This window comes from Thermaerobacter sp. FW80 (assembly GCF_004634385.1).
Classification (GTDB): Bacteria; Bacillota; Sulfobacillia; order Thermaerobacterales; family Thermaerobacteraceae; genus Thermaerobacter; species Thermaerobacter composti.
Genome location: NZ_CP037895.1, coordinates 341,301 through 357,328, shown reverse-complemented (window position 1 = coordinate 357,328; position 16,028 = coordinate 341,301). Strand labels below are relative to the sequence as shown.

Genomic DNA, 16,028 nt, shown 5'->3' with positions numbered 1-16,028 from the left:
GCGCGATGGCGCCGGTGCACCGCGATCGCACCACCCCTGGCAAGGCACCAACGGAACAGGCAAGGAGGAGATGGCTGTGGAGCCCATCATCCGCCCATCGGCCGACCAACCGGCTCATCACCATCAGGCCGAGGAGGGGCCTGGGGGCCGTCCCATGCTGGATGACCGCCCGCCGGACGGTGCACCCCACGGTCAACGCCAGCCGGGCGGCCGGCGACCTGGTGACGCCCCAGCGGGGGAGGCGGGCGACCGCGTCCCCGGGGATCGCCTGCTGGGCGGCGACCCCCTGGAGCCCATCCAGCTCTTCCCGCTGCGGTATCCCTGGGCCTACGCCCACGCCCAGCAGGGTAAGCGCAACACCTGGTTCCCCGAGGAGATCCCCCTGGCCGACGACGTCCGCGACTGGGAGCTGCGCCTTACGGACGACGAGCGGCGGGCGGTCGAGCTGCTGCTGGGCTTCTTCAACCCGATGGAGTCGCTGGTCACCCACAACCTGGTGATGTCCATCTACCCGCTGCTGACGCCGCCGGAGATCCGTCTCTACCTGGCGCGGCAGATCTGGGAAGAGGCCAACCACACCATGGCCTTCGAGTACGTGCTCAAGACCCTGCCCGTCGACCGCGAGCGGGTCTTCGCCGCCCACCGCGACGTCCCGGCCATCCGCGCCAAGGAGGCGTTCCAGCAGGAGCTGACCCGCCAGCTGCTGGTCCGCCCCGACGTGTCGACCCTGGAGGGGCGGCAGGCGTTCCTGCGCAACCTGATCGGCTACTACATCGTGCTGGAGGGCGTGTTCTTCTACGGCGGGTTCCTGTTCGCCTACACCTTCCGGCGTCGCAACCTGCTCAAGGGCCTGGCGACCCTGGTCGATTGGGTGCTCAAGGACGAGAGCCTGCACCTGTCCTTCGGGATCCACCTGATCACCGCGCTCTTGGAAGAGCACCCCGAGCTGATGACGCCGGCCTTCGCCCGGGAAGTCAAGGGGCTGATCCTGCGGGCGGTGGAGCTGGAGCGGGATTACAACCGCGCTCTGCTGCCGCGGCCCATCCTGGGCGTCAGCGCCGACTATCTCAACGCCTACGTCGAGTACGTGACCGACCGGCGCCTGGACGAACTCGGCCTGGGCCCCCACTTCGGCACGCCCAACCCGGCCAAGTGGATGGCCACCGAGGTGGACGTGCCGGAGATCGTCAACTTCTTCGAGGCGCGCAACATCCACTACGAGGTGGCGGCGGACCGGAACCGGTGAGGGATCAGGCGCTGGACGGTGAGGTAGCGGTTGCAGACCTGTTGCCCAGGTGCCGGCGCGTGGCCTACTCCCGTGCCGGCACCTTTTCGACCAGGAATTCCTGGTACGGGCCGGTGACGATGAAGCGGACAGGAACGCGCTGGCCGTTCTTGTACCGGTTCAAGTCGATCTCGACGTCGTGGAACGTCCCATCCTGCGGCACGATGGTGACGTCGATGGAATCCGGATGGAGATCGATGCGCGCGATGTACGCCCCTAGGGTGGTGACCCGGGTGGCAACCACGCGGAGGTGACTCTCGTTCCTCGGCGGAGTCAGAGCTGGGTCGATGTGAATCGCCGGTGGGGTGGCGTGTTCCAGAGGACTGCCGTCAAGGCTGATGGGCAAGATCCCGAGCTCCTTGAGCCCGCTCGACCAATCCGAAAGCCCCTGGGAGACGAAGGCGATGATCCCCTTGTTGGCCCGCAAGAAGGCCTCGACCGAGATCAGGTCGGCCCCGGCGGGGGACGAGGCTCCCCCGCCGGCTGGTTCTGGCGATGCGGGTCCGGGTTCCTCCAGGGACGTCGGGCCGGCGTCGCCAGCTTGGCCCTGGTTCGGGCCGGTGGCCGCGGCAGAAGCCGCCGGGCGTTCCGTGGTCCCCGATTGCGCGCAACCGGCCGCTGTGAAGAGGAGGAAGGCGAGCACCGACCACGAAATCAGCCGCGAAATCAGCCGCACGGTGCGGTTCGGCATGTGACGCACCCCACTCGAGGGCCCAGTTCCCGTGGCCCACCGGCTCCGGCCGAAGCCACGGTCATCCACGAGATGCCCGAGATGTCGGCCCCAGCCATGGGTGTTACGCAAGGAGCGTGACCATGTCTTGCGGCGGTGCGGATGTGGTGGTCTTGGGGTAACGGTTCTGCGACGGCTACCCTGGTCCTCTCGCCACAACCCGTGATTTTGGTGTCGCGTGTTACCCGAAACATTTAGGAACACTTAGGGGCCGGCGGTGCCGGTCGACCCAGCCGAGATTGAAACCAGCTTCCCGCTTCGCGTGATCGACCGTACGTGGAGGTGGCACCGTGCCTGACACACCGGCCGCGACCGCGGGGCCACGGATCACCGTGGCGCTACTTCCCACCTTACACCGGCTACACCTGGAGCCGGCCTTTGCCCATTACGACTTCACGGTGATCCGTCGCATCATCCTTGCGTTCGGGCCGGATGCCATCTGTGGCGAGGTGCGGCCCATCGACTGGCAACGGACCGCGGGCGGCACGCGCCCCGGTTACTGCGGGCCTGTGGAGTACCGGCAGCTCATCTTGCCCCTGTGCCGTGAGAGGGGAATCCCTTTTCACCCCGTCGATGATTACCCCGACGAACCGGACGCCGGTTCGGGCGAACGAGCCGGCCCGGCGGACCCTGGTGATCCGAAGCCGGAGCCGCGGCCGGTGGGCGGCGGGGGCATGCCCTTGGCCTCTGTGGCCGGCCCGCCGGTGCCGGCGGCCTGGCAGACCGCCGCGGAGGCGACGTGGCAGGACGTGACCCAAACCTTTCTCCAGTGGATCGGGCGCCGCGAGCTGGGACTGCGGGCCATCTTTGATTAGGGGGTGATGGACCTTATCCGGGCCAAGCACCGGCTACAACTCCAGCTGGACGCCACGGAAGAGATTCGTACCTGGTCAGTGCGGAACCTCCGCATGGCGGCAAACATCCTGGACGCTTGCGCTTCCGTGCTTCGTGCCGGCACCCATGCCGGCACCCGCCACCTGCGGCGGCGGGTGCTGGTGACCGTCGGGTTGGAGCACGTGCCTGTCCTATGGGATCTCCTGCAAGCCGGTGGCGCCGTGGACCTCTGGCCGGTGGACTGGCCGCTCCACCTGGTCCAAGACCGGCTGGAGCGGCCGCACCGGCCAAAACACGAGCCGAATCAAGCCATGGCAAGGGCCGAATCAAGCCGCGCGAATCAAGGGCTGAACCAAGACACTGCCGGAATCAGTGAAACACGGCGACCAGGGCCGCCCACCAACGCCTGAGGGCTGTGAGCAAAGCCGCCCACCACCCGCCGGGCCGGACGGGGGCGCCGCCGGCACCGGCGTCCCGTTCTGCCCCGCCGTCCGCCACGGTAGCGGCCGGCGAGGGAGCCGGAGTCACGGCCGGGCCGCCCTCGGCACCCAGGAGCTGCACGGGCTCGGCCTCCACCACGACGATGGCTTCCGCCCCGGGGAGATGCCGAACGGCGGCCTGCGCTTGTTCCAGGTCGCTGGCGACGCCCAGGCGGACCCGGTTGGTCCGCACGTCGACCCCGCTCCAGACCACCTGGACTCCCTGCTCCTGCAGCCGGGGCATGGCCTGGGTCAGCGTCCCCTGGATCCGCTCGAGTTCAGCCAGGGTGTATCGGCCCTCGACGAACCGCAGCGGCTTGCCGCCCAGGCGCTGGCGAAGGGCCTCCTCGCCGCCGGCCCCCAGGGGTCGGGTGACCACCACAACAACGGTGAACTGGCCATTGCCGGCATCCTACAGGTAGAGGCCGCCGAACCGGTCGGCGAACCGCTGGCGCAAGTACGCCTCAGCTGCTTGCACGTCGTCGGGGGCCACCAAGTGGGATACGGGCTCGTCGGGGGAACCGGCCCGCTGCGGGGATGTCCGCTCGGGCGACTTGCCCTGATCCGCTCCACCGGTGGACGCATGGGCGAGGCCGCTGGGCAGTCCCAACAACACCGCCGCCAACACCATCAGCCAGCCCAGGAGCCACCCAGCCTTACGGCACCTTACGGCCGGCCGGCCAGCGATCCGGGTAACAGGGCGGCTGTAACCCGGTCCCACGGTGCACAAAACGGCTGCTCCCTCTGGGATGCATGCGGGCCGGCGCCTGGTGTGGCGTCCGCTGCGGCCGGCGACCTTGACCCCCGAGGTGCGTTGTTCAGGTAGCAAAAGCAGGCCCGACTCGGGCAGTTGCAACAGGATCACCCCCGGGCTTGTGCTGGACGGTGCACGCAGGGCCCAGCAGCCACCGGCCGGCGGGCGCCGGGCGGTGGCCCTGGCCGCCTCCCTGCCAACCTTGCCGGGTGCACCGTCGCCCCTTGGACGCCGCCCCGACCCGCCCGGTTCCCCGCCGGCGACCCGGCAGGAGGTCGGCCCTCCCGTCGGGTACGAATGAGAGGGACGCAGCAGGAACGGCAAGGGGACCGTGAGGGGTGACACGCCCGGCATGTACAGGGAAATCCAACCCCTCGGCCGGACCCCGACCAGATCAAAAGGGGTGGCGTCATGGAGAACCAGGAGTATCGCCCCGGTCTTGAGGGCGTGATCGCCGCCGAGACCCGCATCTCCTACCTGGACGTGGAGAACGAGGAGATCGTGGTCCGCGGCTACAACCTGCTCGACCTCATCACCCAGAAGACCTACGTGGACGTGCTCGGCCTGCTGATCCACGAGCGGTTGCCCGGCGACCAAGAGCGCAAGGAGCTGGAGCGGCAGCTCCTGGCCGCCGAGGTTCCCCAGGCCGTGTGGGAGATCCTCGCCAAGTTGCCGGCGTCGATGCACGCCATGGACCGCCTGCGCACCGCCGTCTCCGCCCTGGCCGGGTTCGACCCCGAGGCGGACTCGCCGGACCCCGAGGCCGAGCGGGCCAAGGGCGTGCGGCTGGTGGGCCAGGTTTCGACCATCGTCGCCAACCTGACCCGGATCGCCCAGGGCGGGGAGCCGGTTCTTCCCGACCCCCAGCTGGGCTTCGCCGAGAACTTCGTGTACATGATCACCGGCCGGCGGCCGGACCCCGCCGGGGCGCGGGCCTTCGACCAGGCCCTCATCGCCTACAGCGAGCACGAGATGCCCAATTCCACCTTCACCGCCCGGGTCATCGCGTCGACCCTCTCCGACGTGTACGGCGCCCTGACCGGGGCGGTGGCGTCCTTGAAGGGGCCCCTGCACGGCGGCGCCAACGAGGCCGTGGCCCACATGATGCTGGAGGCCGGCGACGTGGAGGGCCTGGACCGCCTGATCCGCGAGAAGCTGGCCCGCAGGGAGCGCATCATGGGCTTCGGACACCGGGTCTACATGCGCAAGTTCGACCCGCGGGCCTGGATCCTCAAGCAGACCCTGGCCCGGCTGGTGGACGAACGCGGCGACGAGGAGGGCCGCCGCTGGCTCGCCATGTGCCAGCGGGGCGAGGACATCATGCGGGAGGAGAAGGGCCTCTACCCGAACCTGGACTACTACGCCGCGCCGATCTACTACGTGCTCGGCATCCCCATCGAGCTGTACACGCCCATCTTCTTCGCCGCGCGGACGGCGGGCCTCGTGGCCCACGTGGTGGAGCAGCACGCCCAGAACCGCCTCTACCGGCCGCGGGTGCGCTACCTGGGGCCGCGGGGGCTCAAGGCCTGAGCGGTCGTGGCCATTCCGCGGCGGGCCGCCAGGGCGGCGCCTGTGGCGGCGATGCGCCATGGGTGCCCCTGCATGGCGACGGCCGTGAAGGCGATGGCCCGAGCCGCTAAGGCGGTACCAGCGGCGGTTGAATAGGGTTGAATTCCGTGGCGATGGCAGCTGAGTCCCGTGGCGATCATCGCAGGGGAGGTCGCAGGACGGCACCATGGCAAGTCACGACGCAAGCGCCCCGGCCGGCGGGGCCACGAGACCCCAGGAACCGGACCGGGTCCTGGTGGAGATCGCCGACTATGTCCTGAACCAGGCCATCGACAGCGAGCTGGCCTATCGCACCGCCCGCTGGGTGCTGATGGACTCGCTGGCGGCGGCCTTCTACGCCCTGGCCTATCCCGAGTGCACGAAGCTGCTCGGCCCCACGGTGCCGGGCACCATTGTGCCCCATGGGGTCAAGGTGCCGGGCACGCCCTACGTGCTGGATCCCGTGGAGGGCGCCTTCAACATCACCGCCCTGATCCGCTGGCTGGACTACAACGACACCTTCCTGGCCAAGGAGTGGGGGCACCCGTCGGACAACCTGGGCGCCATCCTGGCCGTGGCCGATCACGTCAGCCGCCTGCGGCGCAGCCGCGGCGAGGCGCCCTACACCGTCCGCGACGTGCTGGCCATGGCCATCAAGGCCCACGAGATCCAGGGCGTCCTCTCGCTGGAGAACAGCCTCAACCGGTTCGGCTTCGACCACGTGCACTTCGTGAAGGTCGCGTCGGCGGCGGTGGCGACGGCCCTCTGGGGCGGCGGGCGGGACGAGGTGGTCAACGCCCTCTCCAACGCCTGGATCGACGGCGCCGCCCTGCGCACCTATCGCCACTTCCCCAACACGGGCTCGCGCAAGTCCTGGGCGGCGGCCGACGCGGTGAGCCGCGCCGTGCGCCTGGCCCTCTTCGCCGTCAAGGGGGAGATGGGCTATCCCACCGCCCTCAGCGCCCCCCGCTGGGGCTTCGAGGACGTGGTCCTGCGCGGCGAGAAAGTGGTGCTGGCGCGCCCCCTGGGGTCCTACGTCATGGAAAACGTGCTCTTCAAGATCGCCTACCCCGCCGAGTTCCACGGCCAGACGGCGGTGGAGGCCGCCCTGAAGCTCCATCCCCAGGTCAAGGACCGGCTCGAGGAGATCGAGCGGATCGTCATCGAGACCCAGGAGCCGGCCATCCGTATCATCGACAAGAAGGGCCCGCTGACGAACCCGGCCGATCGCGACCACTCCCTGCAGTACATGACCGCGGTGGCGCTGATCTACGGGGAGCTGACCTACCAGCACTACGAGGAGCCCATCGCCTCCGATCCCCGCATCGACGCGCTGCGGGAGAAGATGGTGGTGGTGGAGAACGAGCGGTACAGCCGCGACTACCTGGATCCGGAGAAGCGCTCCATCGCCAACGCGGTGCAGGTGTTCTTCCGCGACGGCACCGCCACCGAGAGGGTGGAGGTGGAGTACCCGCTGGGCCACCGCCGGCGGCGGGATGAGGCCCTGCCGCTGCTGCACGAGAAGGTGCGGGGCGCCTTGCGGGAGGTCTTCCCGGCCAAGCGGGCGGAGCGGCTGTTCCACCTGCTGGCGGAGGACCCGGCCTTGCCGGAGATGGCGGTGGACCGCTTCCTGGACGAGCTGCACCGGCCCTGACGGGCGGCGACGGGACGCCGCGCGGCGGGAGGCGGCACGTTCCGGGCAGACGGGACGCCCAGCCTACCTGGCCTTCGCCGCGGCGCCTCCCGGTCGCAACCCGGACGCAGAGCGGAGGCGCTCAGTCGGCGCGGGACGGTCCAATGGTGGGCATCCGAGCCTGGGAGCCGGCGGGTCTCCGCAGCACGGAAGCCGGGTGCCCGACCTGACCTGGACGAACCGGCCCGCCCGGGGTTTTGCCCGCCTGGGCGGGCCGGTTCGTCTCCCGAGCCGGCCGGTCGCCAGGGACGGGGGTCAACCGTGAGGCCGTGGGGAGCTCACCCGACGGAGGCTATCCTGTAGATCGCGAGATCCCATCCCATCGCGGGGTCCGATCCTGGAAAGGTGAGGTCGTGCAAACGGATGGTTGGATCGCGGTCCGACCGGGAGTAGCAAGCGCGCCGTGCCGTCGCGAGCCGGTGCGACGGAGGCTGGATGGAGGGAGGTTCAGCGGATGGCCTGGCTGCTGCAGAAGGAGTCCCCTCAGCGGGAGCTCGCCGAGCGGTTTCGTCAACTGGTCAAGCGAGGACCGGTGGTGCTGCCCGGCGCCCACGACGCCCTCTCGGCGCTCATCGCCCAGCGGGTGGGCTTCGAGGCCCTCTACCTCTCGGGCGCGGCCTACACCGCCAGCCGCGGGCTGCCGGACCTGGGCCTGGTCACGAGCCAGGAGCTGGCCGAACGAGCCCGCGACATCGTGCGGGCGACGGACCTTCCGCTGATCGTCGACATCGACACGGGGTTCGGCGGGGTCTTGAACGTGGCGCGCACGGGCCGGGAGATGGTGGAGGCGCGGGTGGCGGGGGTCCAGATCGAGGATCAGGAGATGCCTAAGAAGTGCGGCCACCTCAGCGGCAAGAGCCTGGTCACGGCGGATGAGATGGTGCAGAAGATCCGGGTACTCAAGGAGACCGCACCGACACTGTACGTCATCGCCCGCACCGACGCCCACGGCGTCGAGGGGCTCGAGGCCGTCATCGCCCGGGCCCGCCGGTACGTCGAGGCGGGAGCCGACGCCATCTTCCCCGAGGCCCTGACCACGGAGGACGAATTCCGCGCCGTGCGGGAGGCGTTGCCCGGCGTGCCGCTCCTGGCCAACCTGACCGAGTTTGGCAAGACACCCTACTACAGCGCGGCGGATCTCGCGGCCTGGGGATACGACATCATCCTGTTCCCGGTCTCGTCCCTGCGGGTGGCGGCGCGGGCGGTGGAGCGGCTGTACCGCCATCTGCGAGAGACCGGCTCGACCCGCGAGCTCCTGGGCGAGATGCAGGACCGGGCCGAGCTCTACGAGACGATCCGCTATTTCGCCTACGAGGAGCTGGATCAGACCCTGGCCCGCTCGACCCTACCCCCGCTGGCGCGGGAGCGGGAGGCGTCGAGGAGCACCACGCCGTCCCGCGTCATGCGTCCCAGGACCGATGCGACGGATGCCGCCTCCGACACGGTGTAGACGTGGGGTTCGAGCGCGCGGAGGGGGATGGTCCGCCGCACCCGTTGGAAGGCGTCGGGAACGGGCGGGTCGTCGTAGATCACCAGCAGGTCGATGTCGCTGTACGCCGTGAACCGGCCCCTCGCGTACGAGCCGAAGAGCGTGACCTCCCGAAGGGGCAGCTGGTCCGCGAGCTTGGGCAACGCGTCCCGGATGCGCTGGATGACCTCTTCACGACTCAGGGCCGGGAAGATAACGCGCACAGAAGTCGAGGATGGCTTTCGCATGGCCCAGCATCCTCCTCGCCTCGGACGCGGTGTACAACCGCCTGGGCGCTCCCGTGGGGTGGGCATCGGGGTATCGCGTGGGGATGTACGCCTTGTCGAGCTCCAGGGCACGATCGCGGAGGTCCGCAGGAACGGGGATCCGCTCCGCGAGGGCGTCGAGAAGGGCATGGACGGAATGACCCCACGCCTCGGCGCCAAACCTCTGGCAGACGGCCTTGACCGCCTTCTCGGCAGCCTGTTGGGCCGAAAAGCAGGCCCAATTATAAAAGCCCCGTTCCAGGTCGCTCTCGGCGTGGGCGAGGTCGCCGAGGGCCTCATCCCACCAATCCTGGCTGCGATCCAACGGGCTCACCTCGCAGCAGCCGTTACCTCCATGATGCCACGGATGGTGGGGACTCTGCAGTTCAGCGAGCGCTGCGATGGCGCGCCGGTTCGTCCCATCCAAAGGCCTGCACGATCAAGCGGGCGATGTCCGTGTTGTCAAGCAGGCCGTGCACGGCCGTGGCGCCTGGACCGGAGGCCAGCAAGGGCACCGCCATGGCGGTGTGACTCGTTCCCCGCCGCCATGGCACAGAAGCCCTGTCCTGCCGGGGTCGTCATCGGCCGCGCCGTGGGGCGACGTGCACCAGGCCCGGTACCTGGCGTGGTACTACCTGGTGAGCCGTGACACCCGCGGCTTGGATGCTCCCCGAATGGCGGCAGCGACGATCGAGTCCCTAGCCGAGACCGCGTCGGACAGCGTGGTCGCACCGTTCTTCTACTTCGTCCTCGCGGGCCTACCCGGGGCGCTGGCGTACCGGTTCCTCAACACCGCCGACGCCATGCTGGGCTACCGTGGTCCGACCCGCGAGTGGCTGGGCAAGGCGCCGGCCCGAGCCGACGACGCGGCCAACCTGATCCCCGCACGGCTGGCCGCGGCCCTGCTGGTACTCGCGGCCGCCTGCCTCGGCGAGGATGCACGGGGAGCTTTCGGCATCTGGCGGCAAGACGCCGGCAAGACGGCAAGTCCCAACGCCGGTCATCCCATGAGCGCCATGGCCGGTGCGCTGGGAGTGGAACTGGAGAAGGCCGGGCACTACAAGATGGGCGAGGGCCTGGCCCTGTCCGGGCCGAGCGACATCGGGCGGGGTCGTCCGGCTCTTCTACGGCCCCTTAGTGATGGGCCGCTTGACCCCGACTGCCTATGCGGATCTTCCCTAGCACGGACTGAAAGCGATGGCTATACGAGGAAGGGGTGGCGCTGTACGCCCTTAGCCCTCTCCACGAAACCGGACCAACTTCACGTAAGCGGCCGTCGGCACCCTAAACGAGGGACTGCACCTGATGCCAGATCTGCTTCCACTTGGGGCCAAGGCGGGCGGCCAGCTCGACGGCGTGCACCAGGCTGTCCTCGCGGGCGACACCTTTGCCCGCGATGTCGAACGCCGTGCCGTGGTCCACGGAAGTCCGGATCACGGGTAGACCAACCGTGATATTGACACCCTCGTTGAAGAAAAGGCTCTTGAAAACAGCATGTCCCTGGTCGTGATACATCGCTACTACAAACCGGTACCTACCCGCTGCAGCCTTAGGAAAGACCACGTCCGCCGGCAGAGGGCCCTCCACGGGGATGCCCTCCTCCAAAGCTGCCGCCACGGCTGGCCTGATGATGTCCCGCTCCTCAGTGCCGAAGAGCCCGCCCTCACCGGCGTGGGGGTTGAGGCCTGCTACCGCAATGACCTCACTTGCCTGTCCTAGCGCAACAGCCAATAGGTGGGCAAGGCGAATCTGATCAAGCACTCGCTCCTTCGTGATAAGATCAATTGCCTGGCGCAGCGATACGTGAGTGGTTACGTGAAAGACAAACAACCCCCGCGCGGTCAACACCAACGAGTAGCGCGCCACCCCAAACTCCTTGGCCAGGAGTTCTGTATGGCCAGGATAGTGGAAGCCTGCCCGGTGCATGGCCTCTTTATTGAGCGGTGCAGTGACAATGCCCTGTACCCGCCGCTCCTTTGCTAGCGAGACGGCGGCTTTCACGTAACTCACGGCTCCTCGGCCAGCCACCGGGGACAGCTTCCCGGGTTCAATACGGCCCAATGGAGGCCCCGGCTGCAACACGTTAATGACCTCAGGACGCCACTCTGCCTCCTCGGGGGTAGCGGTGGCATGAATGGAGGGTCGCCCAACACTCTCCTTACCCCTCCAGTACCGCAGGTGGTCCTCGATGATACCGACGTCGCCGATTACAAGGGGGCGACACAATGCCTGTACCTGCGGCCGAGCGAGCGCCTTAACGATGATCTCAGGCCCGATGCCGGCCGCATCGCCCATGGTAATGGCCAGAATGGGACGGTTGTCCACCAAGGTTGCATCCCCCCACACCACGCGGTGGAAGGTCGTCACGGAAGACGCAAGAGATACTCCACTGCCAGGGCCAAAGCCTCCCGGCTTCCAAAGCCACCCGCTTTAGTTATTACCCACAACCCGGGCCGCCGGCCGCTATTGAGCGTGCCAGCCGGGATGCCGGGTTGAACCTCCGAAATCAGGTCGATGCCAGCTGCCCCAAGGCGGTCCAGAAGCGCCCGGGCCGTGTCGCCACCGGTGAGAACGACTCCAGCCACCTTCAGCCGATCCAGAGCTCCTGCCGCAACCTCAGCCAGTGCTTCGGCAATACGCCTAGCTACTTCCACTGCGCCCAGGCTGTGCGCCGAGCCAGCACGGCGCGCGGCTTCAACGTCCGCGGGGTCACCGCGGGTGGTCAACACTAACACACGGCCTTCGGTCGCAGCCCGCCCGACCACTTGCCGTACCGAGTGCTTTGCCTGCTGCCATGCGTCTCCCCCCTGCAGAGCGGCGTTTACGTCCAGGTGCACGACCAGGGTGTCCTGCTGGGAGGTCAGCCAGGCCAGCTGTTCTCGCGAGACAGGGTTTACCGACCCGACCACCACCAACACAATGCGCCGAGCTTCCCGACTCGTTCCAGGATGCCGCCGAAGACCGGCCGTCAGACGACGAGCCAACGGGCGTGCCAGGCCCGCCGAGCCAACCAGCACGACCCCACCCTTCCGTCCGTTTACAACGGAGCCGGCATGGGTCACAAACGACCCGCTTTCCACCATAGAAGCTGCTTCGACGATAACCTCCAAGTCCCCGTCGCTAACGGCGTCGATGACCACCACGCTACCTCCAGGCTGGCGTGCAGCGCCCAAGGCAGTGCACAAACGTTCGGCCCCTGCTTCGACAACCTGCAGGCCGATATGGCGCACGGAACGCCGCGTTTGAGAGGCGAGCAACGTCGGCACGTGGCTTTCCCTGACCGGCGCGACAGGGTCACGACCGATGGCTGTCCGGGCAACGGGCTGACCGCTTACGAGCAAGTACCCTCCTATCAGGATGCGGCCGTTGTCGGGGAAGGCGGGGCACACGATAGCCATGTCCAGTCCGAACATATCCAGCAGTGCGTCGAGTTCTGCGCCCACGGGTCCCCGCATCGTGGAATCAATCTTCTTATAGATTGGGATCGCGCCGGCTGCTCGGAGCTCCGCGGCGGTGCGGGCAATCCGTTCATAGGCTTCCTCTGGTTCTAGCGCTCGGCTCTCCGTATTGATAACAACGACGTCCGCTCCTTGAACCGCATGTACCGACCAGGTTCCGATTAACGCGCGGGTGCGCAACCCAGCGCGGGCAAATTGAACGCCAGTGTCGCCCGCTCCCGTTAGATCATCGGCAATGACAGCGTACAGCGGCTTTTCCATGGCTACCCCTTCTTCACAGTCTGAAGCCTCTGTTGGGTCGTCAGCTCTGTAGCCGACGGTGCAGGTAGTGGGTGATGAGCGGGGTCACGACGGCCGTCACCAACACCGAAACCGCCACCTGCGCCGTTGCGACCGAGACGAAGGGGGTGAAGCTTGGATCCGCCTGGGCCACGATTGCTGGGGTGGCTACGGAGTTTCCTGCCGTGGTGCCAACAGCGAAGCCCACCGCGCTACGCTCGCGCAGCAGGTACCGGTAAGCCCAGTATCCCAGCGCACCCGTTATAAACGCGACTAGAAGGCCCAGCACCAACCCTGTGACGCCGCCAACCGCCAGCGACCGGAGGTCGATGCCGGCGCCCAGGGCAAAGGCGAAAAACGGTACTGTAATAGCGGCAGTCGGCTTCATCATCTCCGCAAACTTTGCATCCAAGTTACCCAGGATGAACCCGATAAGAAACGGAAGGATGGCAGCCACAATGTACTCGAACGGAATGGCCCCAAGCCCACTCAAGCCCAGGAATAGCAGGGTGAAGAAGGGACCGTCGTTGAGGGCACTTGCGATGTACGCTCCACGGTCCTCGTCATCCCCGTACTGGGTCGCCAATGCCAGCCACAGCCCACCGTTGGAGTTGATGAACGCAATCATTGCCGCCAGAAGCGAAATGCCGAGGATACCGTCTCGTCCGAACAGATAACCATAAAGAATGACGAGCAGAGCTGGCAATACCGTCTTGGCCAGCAACAAGACGCCCGTCTTGGCTAGTACAGCCCCGCTCTGTCGGACATTGATTTGAGCGCCGGTGGCGAGGATAAGCAGGGCGATGAGGGGCAGCGCTCCGTCTTTAAACAGCGCCGTGGTGAAGGATCCAAGCTCAAGGAAACCAGGCCAGAAAGTTCGCACTACCGAACCGGCTAACAGAGGGATCAGCATCATACCGCCGGGAACACGTTGCAAAGTATCAACGATAGGAACTCTCCCCACCGGGGTTGGCCCTCCTTTGCTTGGCATCATTGACAACGCCTGTATCCGTGACGGTAGGTTGGAGCGCTATGGGAATTGTACCTGAAACCTAGCAACATGCCACAACGATCTACGATTTCGCGAGGAGGAGGAGGCCGCCTCCAGCGACGCCGAAGGCGCCCACGTGCTCATCCCGCATGATGCGGAGGCGTTCCTCCGGGGTGTGTCCTCCGAACAAGCCGTCGCACGTGTCCAACCACCCGTCGAAGTGGAGGCCGCCGGTCAACGCGAGTCCCAGTCCGACCACGAGGACGGCCCGGACATCGGGGGGGATGACCTCTGTCACGGCGGCGTTGGCGGCTGCGAGGAGTCCTCCGAGGATCACGCCGACCAGGGGGAAGTACCCCACCGCTCGACCCAGCGCGGGTGCCTGCAAGGGGCGCCGGCCGGGCGCAGGCAGGACCGTCAGAAAGCGCAAGGCGGCCCAGAACGCGGTCACGGTGCGGCCTCACCAACCTATCGAACCCCTTCAGACCGGCCAGGCAAGATCGCGGTAGGCCTGGTCCCAGAACATCCACTCGTAACGGAGACTGCGGGCGAACCACCGCTCCATGCGCTCCCGTTCATTGCTGCCGGCGGCCGTCGCAAGCCGATCGATCAGCCTCAGTTGTTCGTCGACGCTGCGGTGGAAATCGCGATCGGCGTAGGTCAGGATCCAGCGCCGGTAGATCTCGTCCTCCGGCAGCCGATTCGCCAGGCGCTCCCCGACCCGGGCATAGACCCAGTAGCAGGGCAGCACCGCCGCGACCAGCTCGCTGAGTCCGCCCGTGTGGGCGACTCGGAGCAGGTGATCGGTGTAAGCGACGGTGACCGGCGCGGGCTCCTTCTGACGCACAGCGTCCCAGTCCAACCCGAGACGCGACGCCAGTTCCGCGTGCAGCCGTTCTTCCACCCGGGCGACGTTGGCCGCGTGGCGGAGGAACATCTCGCGCGTCTTCGGGGTGTCTGCCAGGGTGGCCCCGCGGGCCAGCACCTTGGCAAATTGCTCGAGGTAGAGGACGTCTTGGGCGAGGAAGTAGGCGAAACGATCCCTGGCCAGCGTTCCGGCGGCCAGCTCCTGGAGAAACGGGAGCTGGAAGATGGCCTCCCAAAGGGTACGCGTCTGGGCGTCGAGCCACTGGTGAAACGGCTCGGCCGTGCCCCTGCTCGCCGGCATGGCGTCTCCCTCCCCCGTCCGTGGCGTGGAAGCACCGCGGAGAACGAAAGAGGCCGCCGAGCAGCTCGGCGGCAGGAGGCATGCCCGGCCGCATCCAACGGCCCGGTCCTTGGACCGCGCTCCCGACGCCGGCATGACCCGGATCCGGTGATCGGGGTCGGCGACGCCGATCAGTCGCCCTCTCAGCCCGGTTGACCCGGACTCCCCCCGCGGCCTCTCATCTCACAGTGGGTAGAATACGGCGATCCTCGCCATGTCCCTGCCGGGCCGCGTGGCCCCCGGAAGGCGATGGGCGGAACGCGAACGGAAGGAGGCCTGGGGCCGTCGGCCGTCACCCTTGGCGGACAGGACGCCGTTCGGCCAGGGCCTGCTGGGCGCGGACGATCAGATCGTCGAGCCGTTGGCTGAGGGCCAGGACGTCTTCCCGGCGGAGATCGGTGGGCGCTTGGACGGCGCTCATGAGGGCGCGCCGCAGGTCCTCGACCTCCCGCGCCAGCTGACCCCACGGGGGTGTCCCGTCCCCCCGGTGGCCGGTGCTCGCGCGGTGGCCGGCATCGGAACGGCCATCGCCCTCATTCTGCCCGCCCTCAATCCGCCCGTTGGTCGGAACCGTCGTCGGCGTGCGGGGGCGGACCGCCAGCGGCCGGTTCGTCCCCTGGCTCCTTGCCTCCACGTTTTCCCTCCAACGCTTCCAAGATCTCCAGGGTGCGCAACAGACGAGCCAGGACCTCGAGCTCATCGTGAATCGCGGCCAGGAGCTCGCGGTCTCCTTCGGCACCCATGGCATCGCGCAGGGCCTTCAATCGCCGGAGCTGGTGCCGGATCTGCCTGCGCAATTCAGCCGCTGCCCAACTCGGGGGTTTGTGGCCGGGGCTGCGACGGTCGCTGCGATGGTTGGGTTGCTTGTCCGTAGGCACCACGACGACCATCATACGGTGACGGGGCCGGCCGGCGGCATCGGGTCATCACCCGATTGACACCACCGCGCCGCCTTTCCGTTCGGGCCCAACGCAGATGATCGAGCCCGACGCCAATGCGTGGCGCGGCTCGTCCCCCGTCACGGCCCGGATCGCGA

16 protein-coding genes, 3 pseudogenes and 1 riboswitch are annotated in these 16,028 nt (G+C 67.7%); of the genes and pseudogenes, 6 read left to right on the top strand and 13 right to left on the bottom strand.

Annotated elements, in window-relative coordinates:
* Nucleotides 1–70: 70 nt before the first annotated feature.
* Complete coding sequence (locus E1B22_RS01475) at nt 71–1,246, top strand: ribonucleotide-diphosphate reductase subunit beta (RefSeq protein WP_243123579.1); 1,176 nt, start codon at nt 71–73, stop codon at nt 1,244–1,246.
* Between the two features lie 64 nt (nt 1,247–1,310).
* On the opposite strand, the gene E1B22_RS01470 is transcribed toward E1B22_RS01475, so the two are convergent.
* Nucleotides 1,311–1,976: a hypothetical protein gene (locus tag E1B22_RS01470; protein ID WP_135224274.1), complete on the bottom strand. Its 666-nt coding sequence runs from the start codon at nt 1,974–1,976 to the stop codon at nt 1,311–1,313.
* Between the two features lie 329 nt (nt 1,977–2,305).
* Here E1B22_RS01470 and E1B22_RS01465 point away from each other — a divergent pair, with 329 nt between their 5' ends.
* Complete coding sequence (locus E1B22_RS01465) at nt 2,306–2,830, top strand: hypothetical protein (RefSeq protein WP_135224273.1); 525 nt, start codon at nt 2,306–2,308, stop codon at nt 2,828–2,830.
* 388 nt (nt 2,831–3,218) lie between these two features.
* On the opposite strand, the gene E1B22_RS13055 is transcribed toward E1B22_RS01465, so the two are convergent.
* Complete coding sequence (locus E1B22_RS13055; protein ID WP_243123577.1) at nt 3,219–3,707, bottom strand: alpha-lytic protease prodomain-containing protein; 489 nt, start codon at nt 3,705–3,707, stop codon at nt 3,219–3,221.
* A gap of 33 nt (nt 3,708–3,740) precedes the next feature.
* Nucleotides 3,741–3,938, bottom strand: a complete 198-nt coding sequence (locus E1B22_RS13050) for a hypothetical protein (protein WP_243123575.1) — start codon at nt 3,936–3,938, stop codon at nt 3,741–3,743.
* A gap of 555 nt (nt 3,939–4,493) precedes the next feature.
* Between E1B22_RS13050 and mmgD the strand changes: the two genes are divergently transcribed.
* The 3 genes from mmgD (at nt 4,494) to prpB (ending at nt 8,773) form a co-directional block, all read left to right on the top strand.
* Entirely contained in the window at nt 4,494–5,612 is a 1,119-nt protein-coding gene (gene mmgD / locus E1B22_RS01455; RefSeq protein ID WP_135224272.1) for a citrate synthase, read from the top strand.
* Between the two features lie 205 nt (nt 5,613–5,817).
* On the top strand, nt 5,818–7,284 hold the full coding sequence (locus tag E1B22_RS01450; RefSeq protein WP_135224271.1) for a bifunctional 2-methylcitrate dehydratase/aconitate hydratase: 1,467 nt from the start codon (nt 5,818–5,820) through the stop codon (nt 7,282–7,284).
* A 493-nt stretch (nt 7,285–7,777) separates the two neighbouring features.
* Nucleotides 7,778–8,773, top strand: a complete 996-nt coding sequence (gene prpB, locus E1B22_RS01445) for a methylisocitrate lyase (RefSeq protein WP_243123574.1) — start codon at nt 7,778–7,780, stop codon at nt 8,771–8,773.
* 74 nt (nt 8,774–8,847) lie between these two features.
* Here prpB and E1B22_RS13045 read toward each other — a convergent pair.
* The 3 genes and pseudogenes from E1B22_RS13045 to E1B22_RS01430 all read right to left on the bottom strand — a co-directional run.
* Nucleotides 8,848–9,039, bottom strand: a pseudogene (locus E1B22_RS13045) (nucleotidyltransferase family protein); the annotation flags it as partial.
* On the bottom strand, nt 8,984–9,382 hold the full coding sequence (locus tag E1B22_RS01435; RefSeq protein ID WP_135224269.1) for a HEPN domain-containing protein: 399 nt from the start codon (nt 9,380–9,382) through the stop codon (nt 8,984–8,986). The pseudogene E1B22_RS13045 and the gene E1B22_RS01435, both read right to left, overlap by 56 nt.
* Before the next feature lie 61 nt (nt 9,383–9,443).
* Nucleotides 9,444–9,614: pseudogene (locus E1B22_RS01430) on the bottom strand (hypothetical protein); the annotation flags it as partial.
* On the opposite strand from E1B22_RS01430, the pseudogene E1B22_RS14030 reads away from it, so the two are divergent.
* Nucleotides 9,585–10,118: pseudogene (locus E1B22_RS14030) on the top strand (CobD/CbiB family cobalamin biosynthesis protein); the annotation flags it as partial. The pseudogenes E1B22_RS01430 and E1B22_RS14030 sit on opposite strands and share 30 nt — an antisense overlap.
* Nucleotides 10,119–10,341: 223 nt before the next feature.
* Here E1B22_RS14030 and pdxA read toward each other — a convergent pair.
* The 7 genes from pdxA to E1B22_RS12830 form a co-directional block, all read right to left on the bottom strand.
* Nucleotides 10,342–11,382 carry a 4-hydroxythreonine-4-phosphate dehydrogenase PdxA gene (gene pdxA, locus E1B22_RS01420; RefSeq protein ID WP_207669932.1) on the bottom strand — a complete coding sequence of 347 codons (1,041 nt, stop codon included), beginning with the start codon at nt 11,380–11,382 and terminating at the stop codon, nt 10,342–10,344.
* A gap of 38 nt (nt 11,383–11,420) precedes the next feature.
* Nucleotides 11,421–12,776, bottom strand: coding sequence for a four-carbon acid sugar kinase family protein (locus E1B22_RS01415; protein WP_135224267.1), 1,356 nt, complete (start codon nt 12,774–12,776; stop codon nt 11,421–11,423).
* A 40-nt stretch (nt 12,777–12,816) separates the two neighbouring features.
* A complete protein-coding gene (locus tag E1B22_RS01410; protein WP_207669905.1) occupies nt 12,817–13,758 on the bottom strand; it encodes a 2-keto-3-deoxygluconate permease in 942 nt (313 codons plus the stop codon).
* Nucleotides 13,759–13,867: 109 nt separating this feature from the next.
* Nucleotides 13,868–14,236, bottom strand: a complete 369-nt coding sequence (locus E1B22_RS01405; protein WP_135224265.1) for an adenosylcobinamide-GDP ribazoletransferase — start codon at nt 14,234–14,236, stop codon at nt 13,868–13,870.
* A gap of 30 nt (nt 14,237–14,266) precedes the next feature.
* Entirely contained in the window at nt 14,267–14,953 is a 687-nt protein-coding gene (gene tenA / locus E1B22_RS01400) for a thiaminase II (protein WP_135224264.1), read from the bottom strand.
* Between the two features lie 102 nt (nt 14,954–15,055).
* Nucleotides 15,056–15,171: riboswitch (TPP riboswitch) on the bottom strand.
* 113 nt (nt 15,172–15,284) lie between these two features.
* A complete protein-coding gene (locus E1B22_RS13680) occupies nt 15,285–15,626 on the bottom strand; it encodes an aspartyl-phosphate phosphatase Spo0E family protein (RefSeq protein ID WP_167758819.1) in 342 nt (113 codons plus the stop codon).
* Nucleotides 15,541–15,789, bottom strand: coding sequence for a hypothetical protein (locus E1B22_RS12830; protein ID WP_207669903.1), 249 nt, complete (start codon nt 15,787–15,789; stop codon nt 15,541–15,543). The genes E1B22_RS13680 and E1B22_RS12830 overlap by 86 nt, the downstream gene beginning before the upstream one ends.
* Nucleotides 15,790–16,028: the final 239 nt, after the last annotated feature.

Excerpts from the sequence above, each read along its gene's own strand:
- E1B22_RS01475 (WP_243123579.1), top strand. The coding sequence starts at position 71 with ATGGCTGTGGAGCCCATCATCCGCCCATCGGCCGACCAACCGGCTCAT.
- E1B22_RS01470 (WP_135224274.1), bottom strand. The coding sequence starts at position 1,976 with ATGCCGAACCGCACCGTGCGGCTGATTTCGCGGCTGATTTCGTGGTCG.
- mmgD (WP_135224272.1), top strand. The coding sequence starts at position 4,494 with ATGGAGAACCAGGAGTATCGCCCCGGTCTTGAGGGCGTGATCGCCGCC.
- E1B22_RS01450 (WP_135224271.1), top strand. The coding sequence starts at position 5,818 with ATGGCAAGTCACGACGCAAGCGCCCCGGCCGGCGGGGCCACGAGACCC.
- prpB (WP_243123574.1), top strand. The coding sequence starts at position 7,778 with ATGGCCTGGCTGCTGCAGAAGGAGTCCCCTCAGCGGGAGCTCGCCGAG.
- E1B22_RS01415 (WP_135224267.1), bottom strand. The coding sequence starts at position 12,776 with ATGGAAAAGCCGCTGTACGCTGTCATTGCCGATGATCTAACGGGAGCG.
- tenA (WP_135224264.1), bottom strand. The coding sequence starts at position 14,953 with ATGCCGGCGAGCAGGGGCACGGCCGAGCCGTTTCACCAGTGGCTCGAC.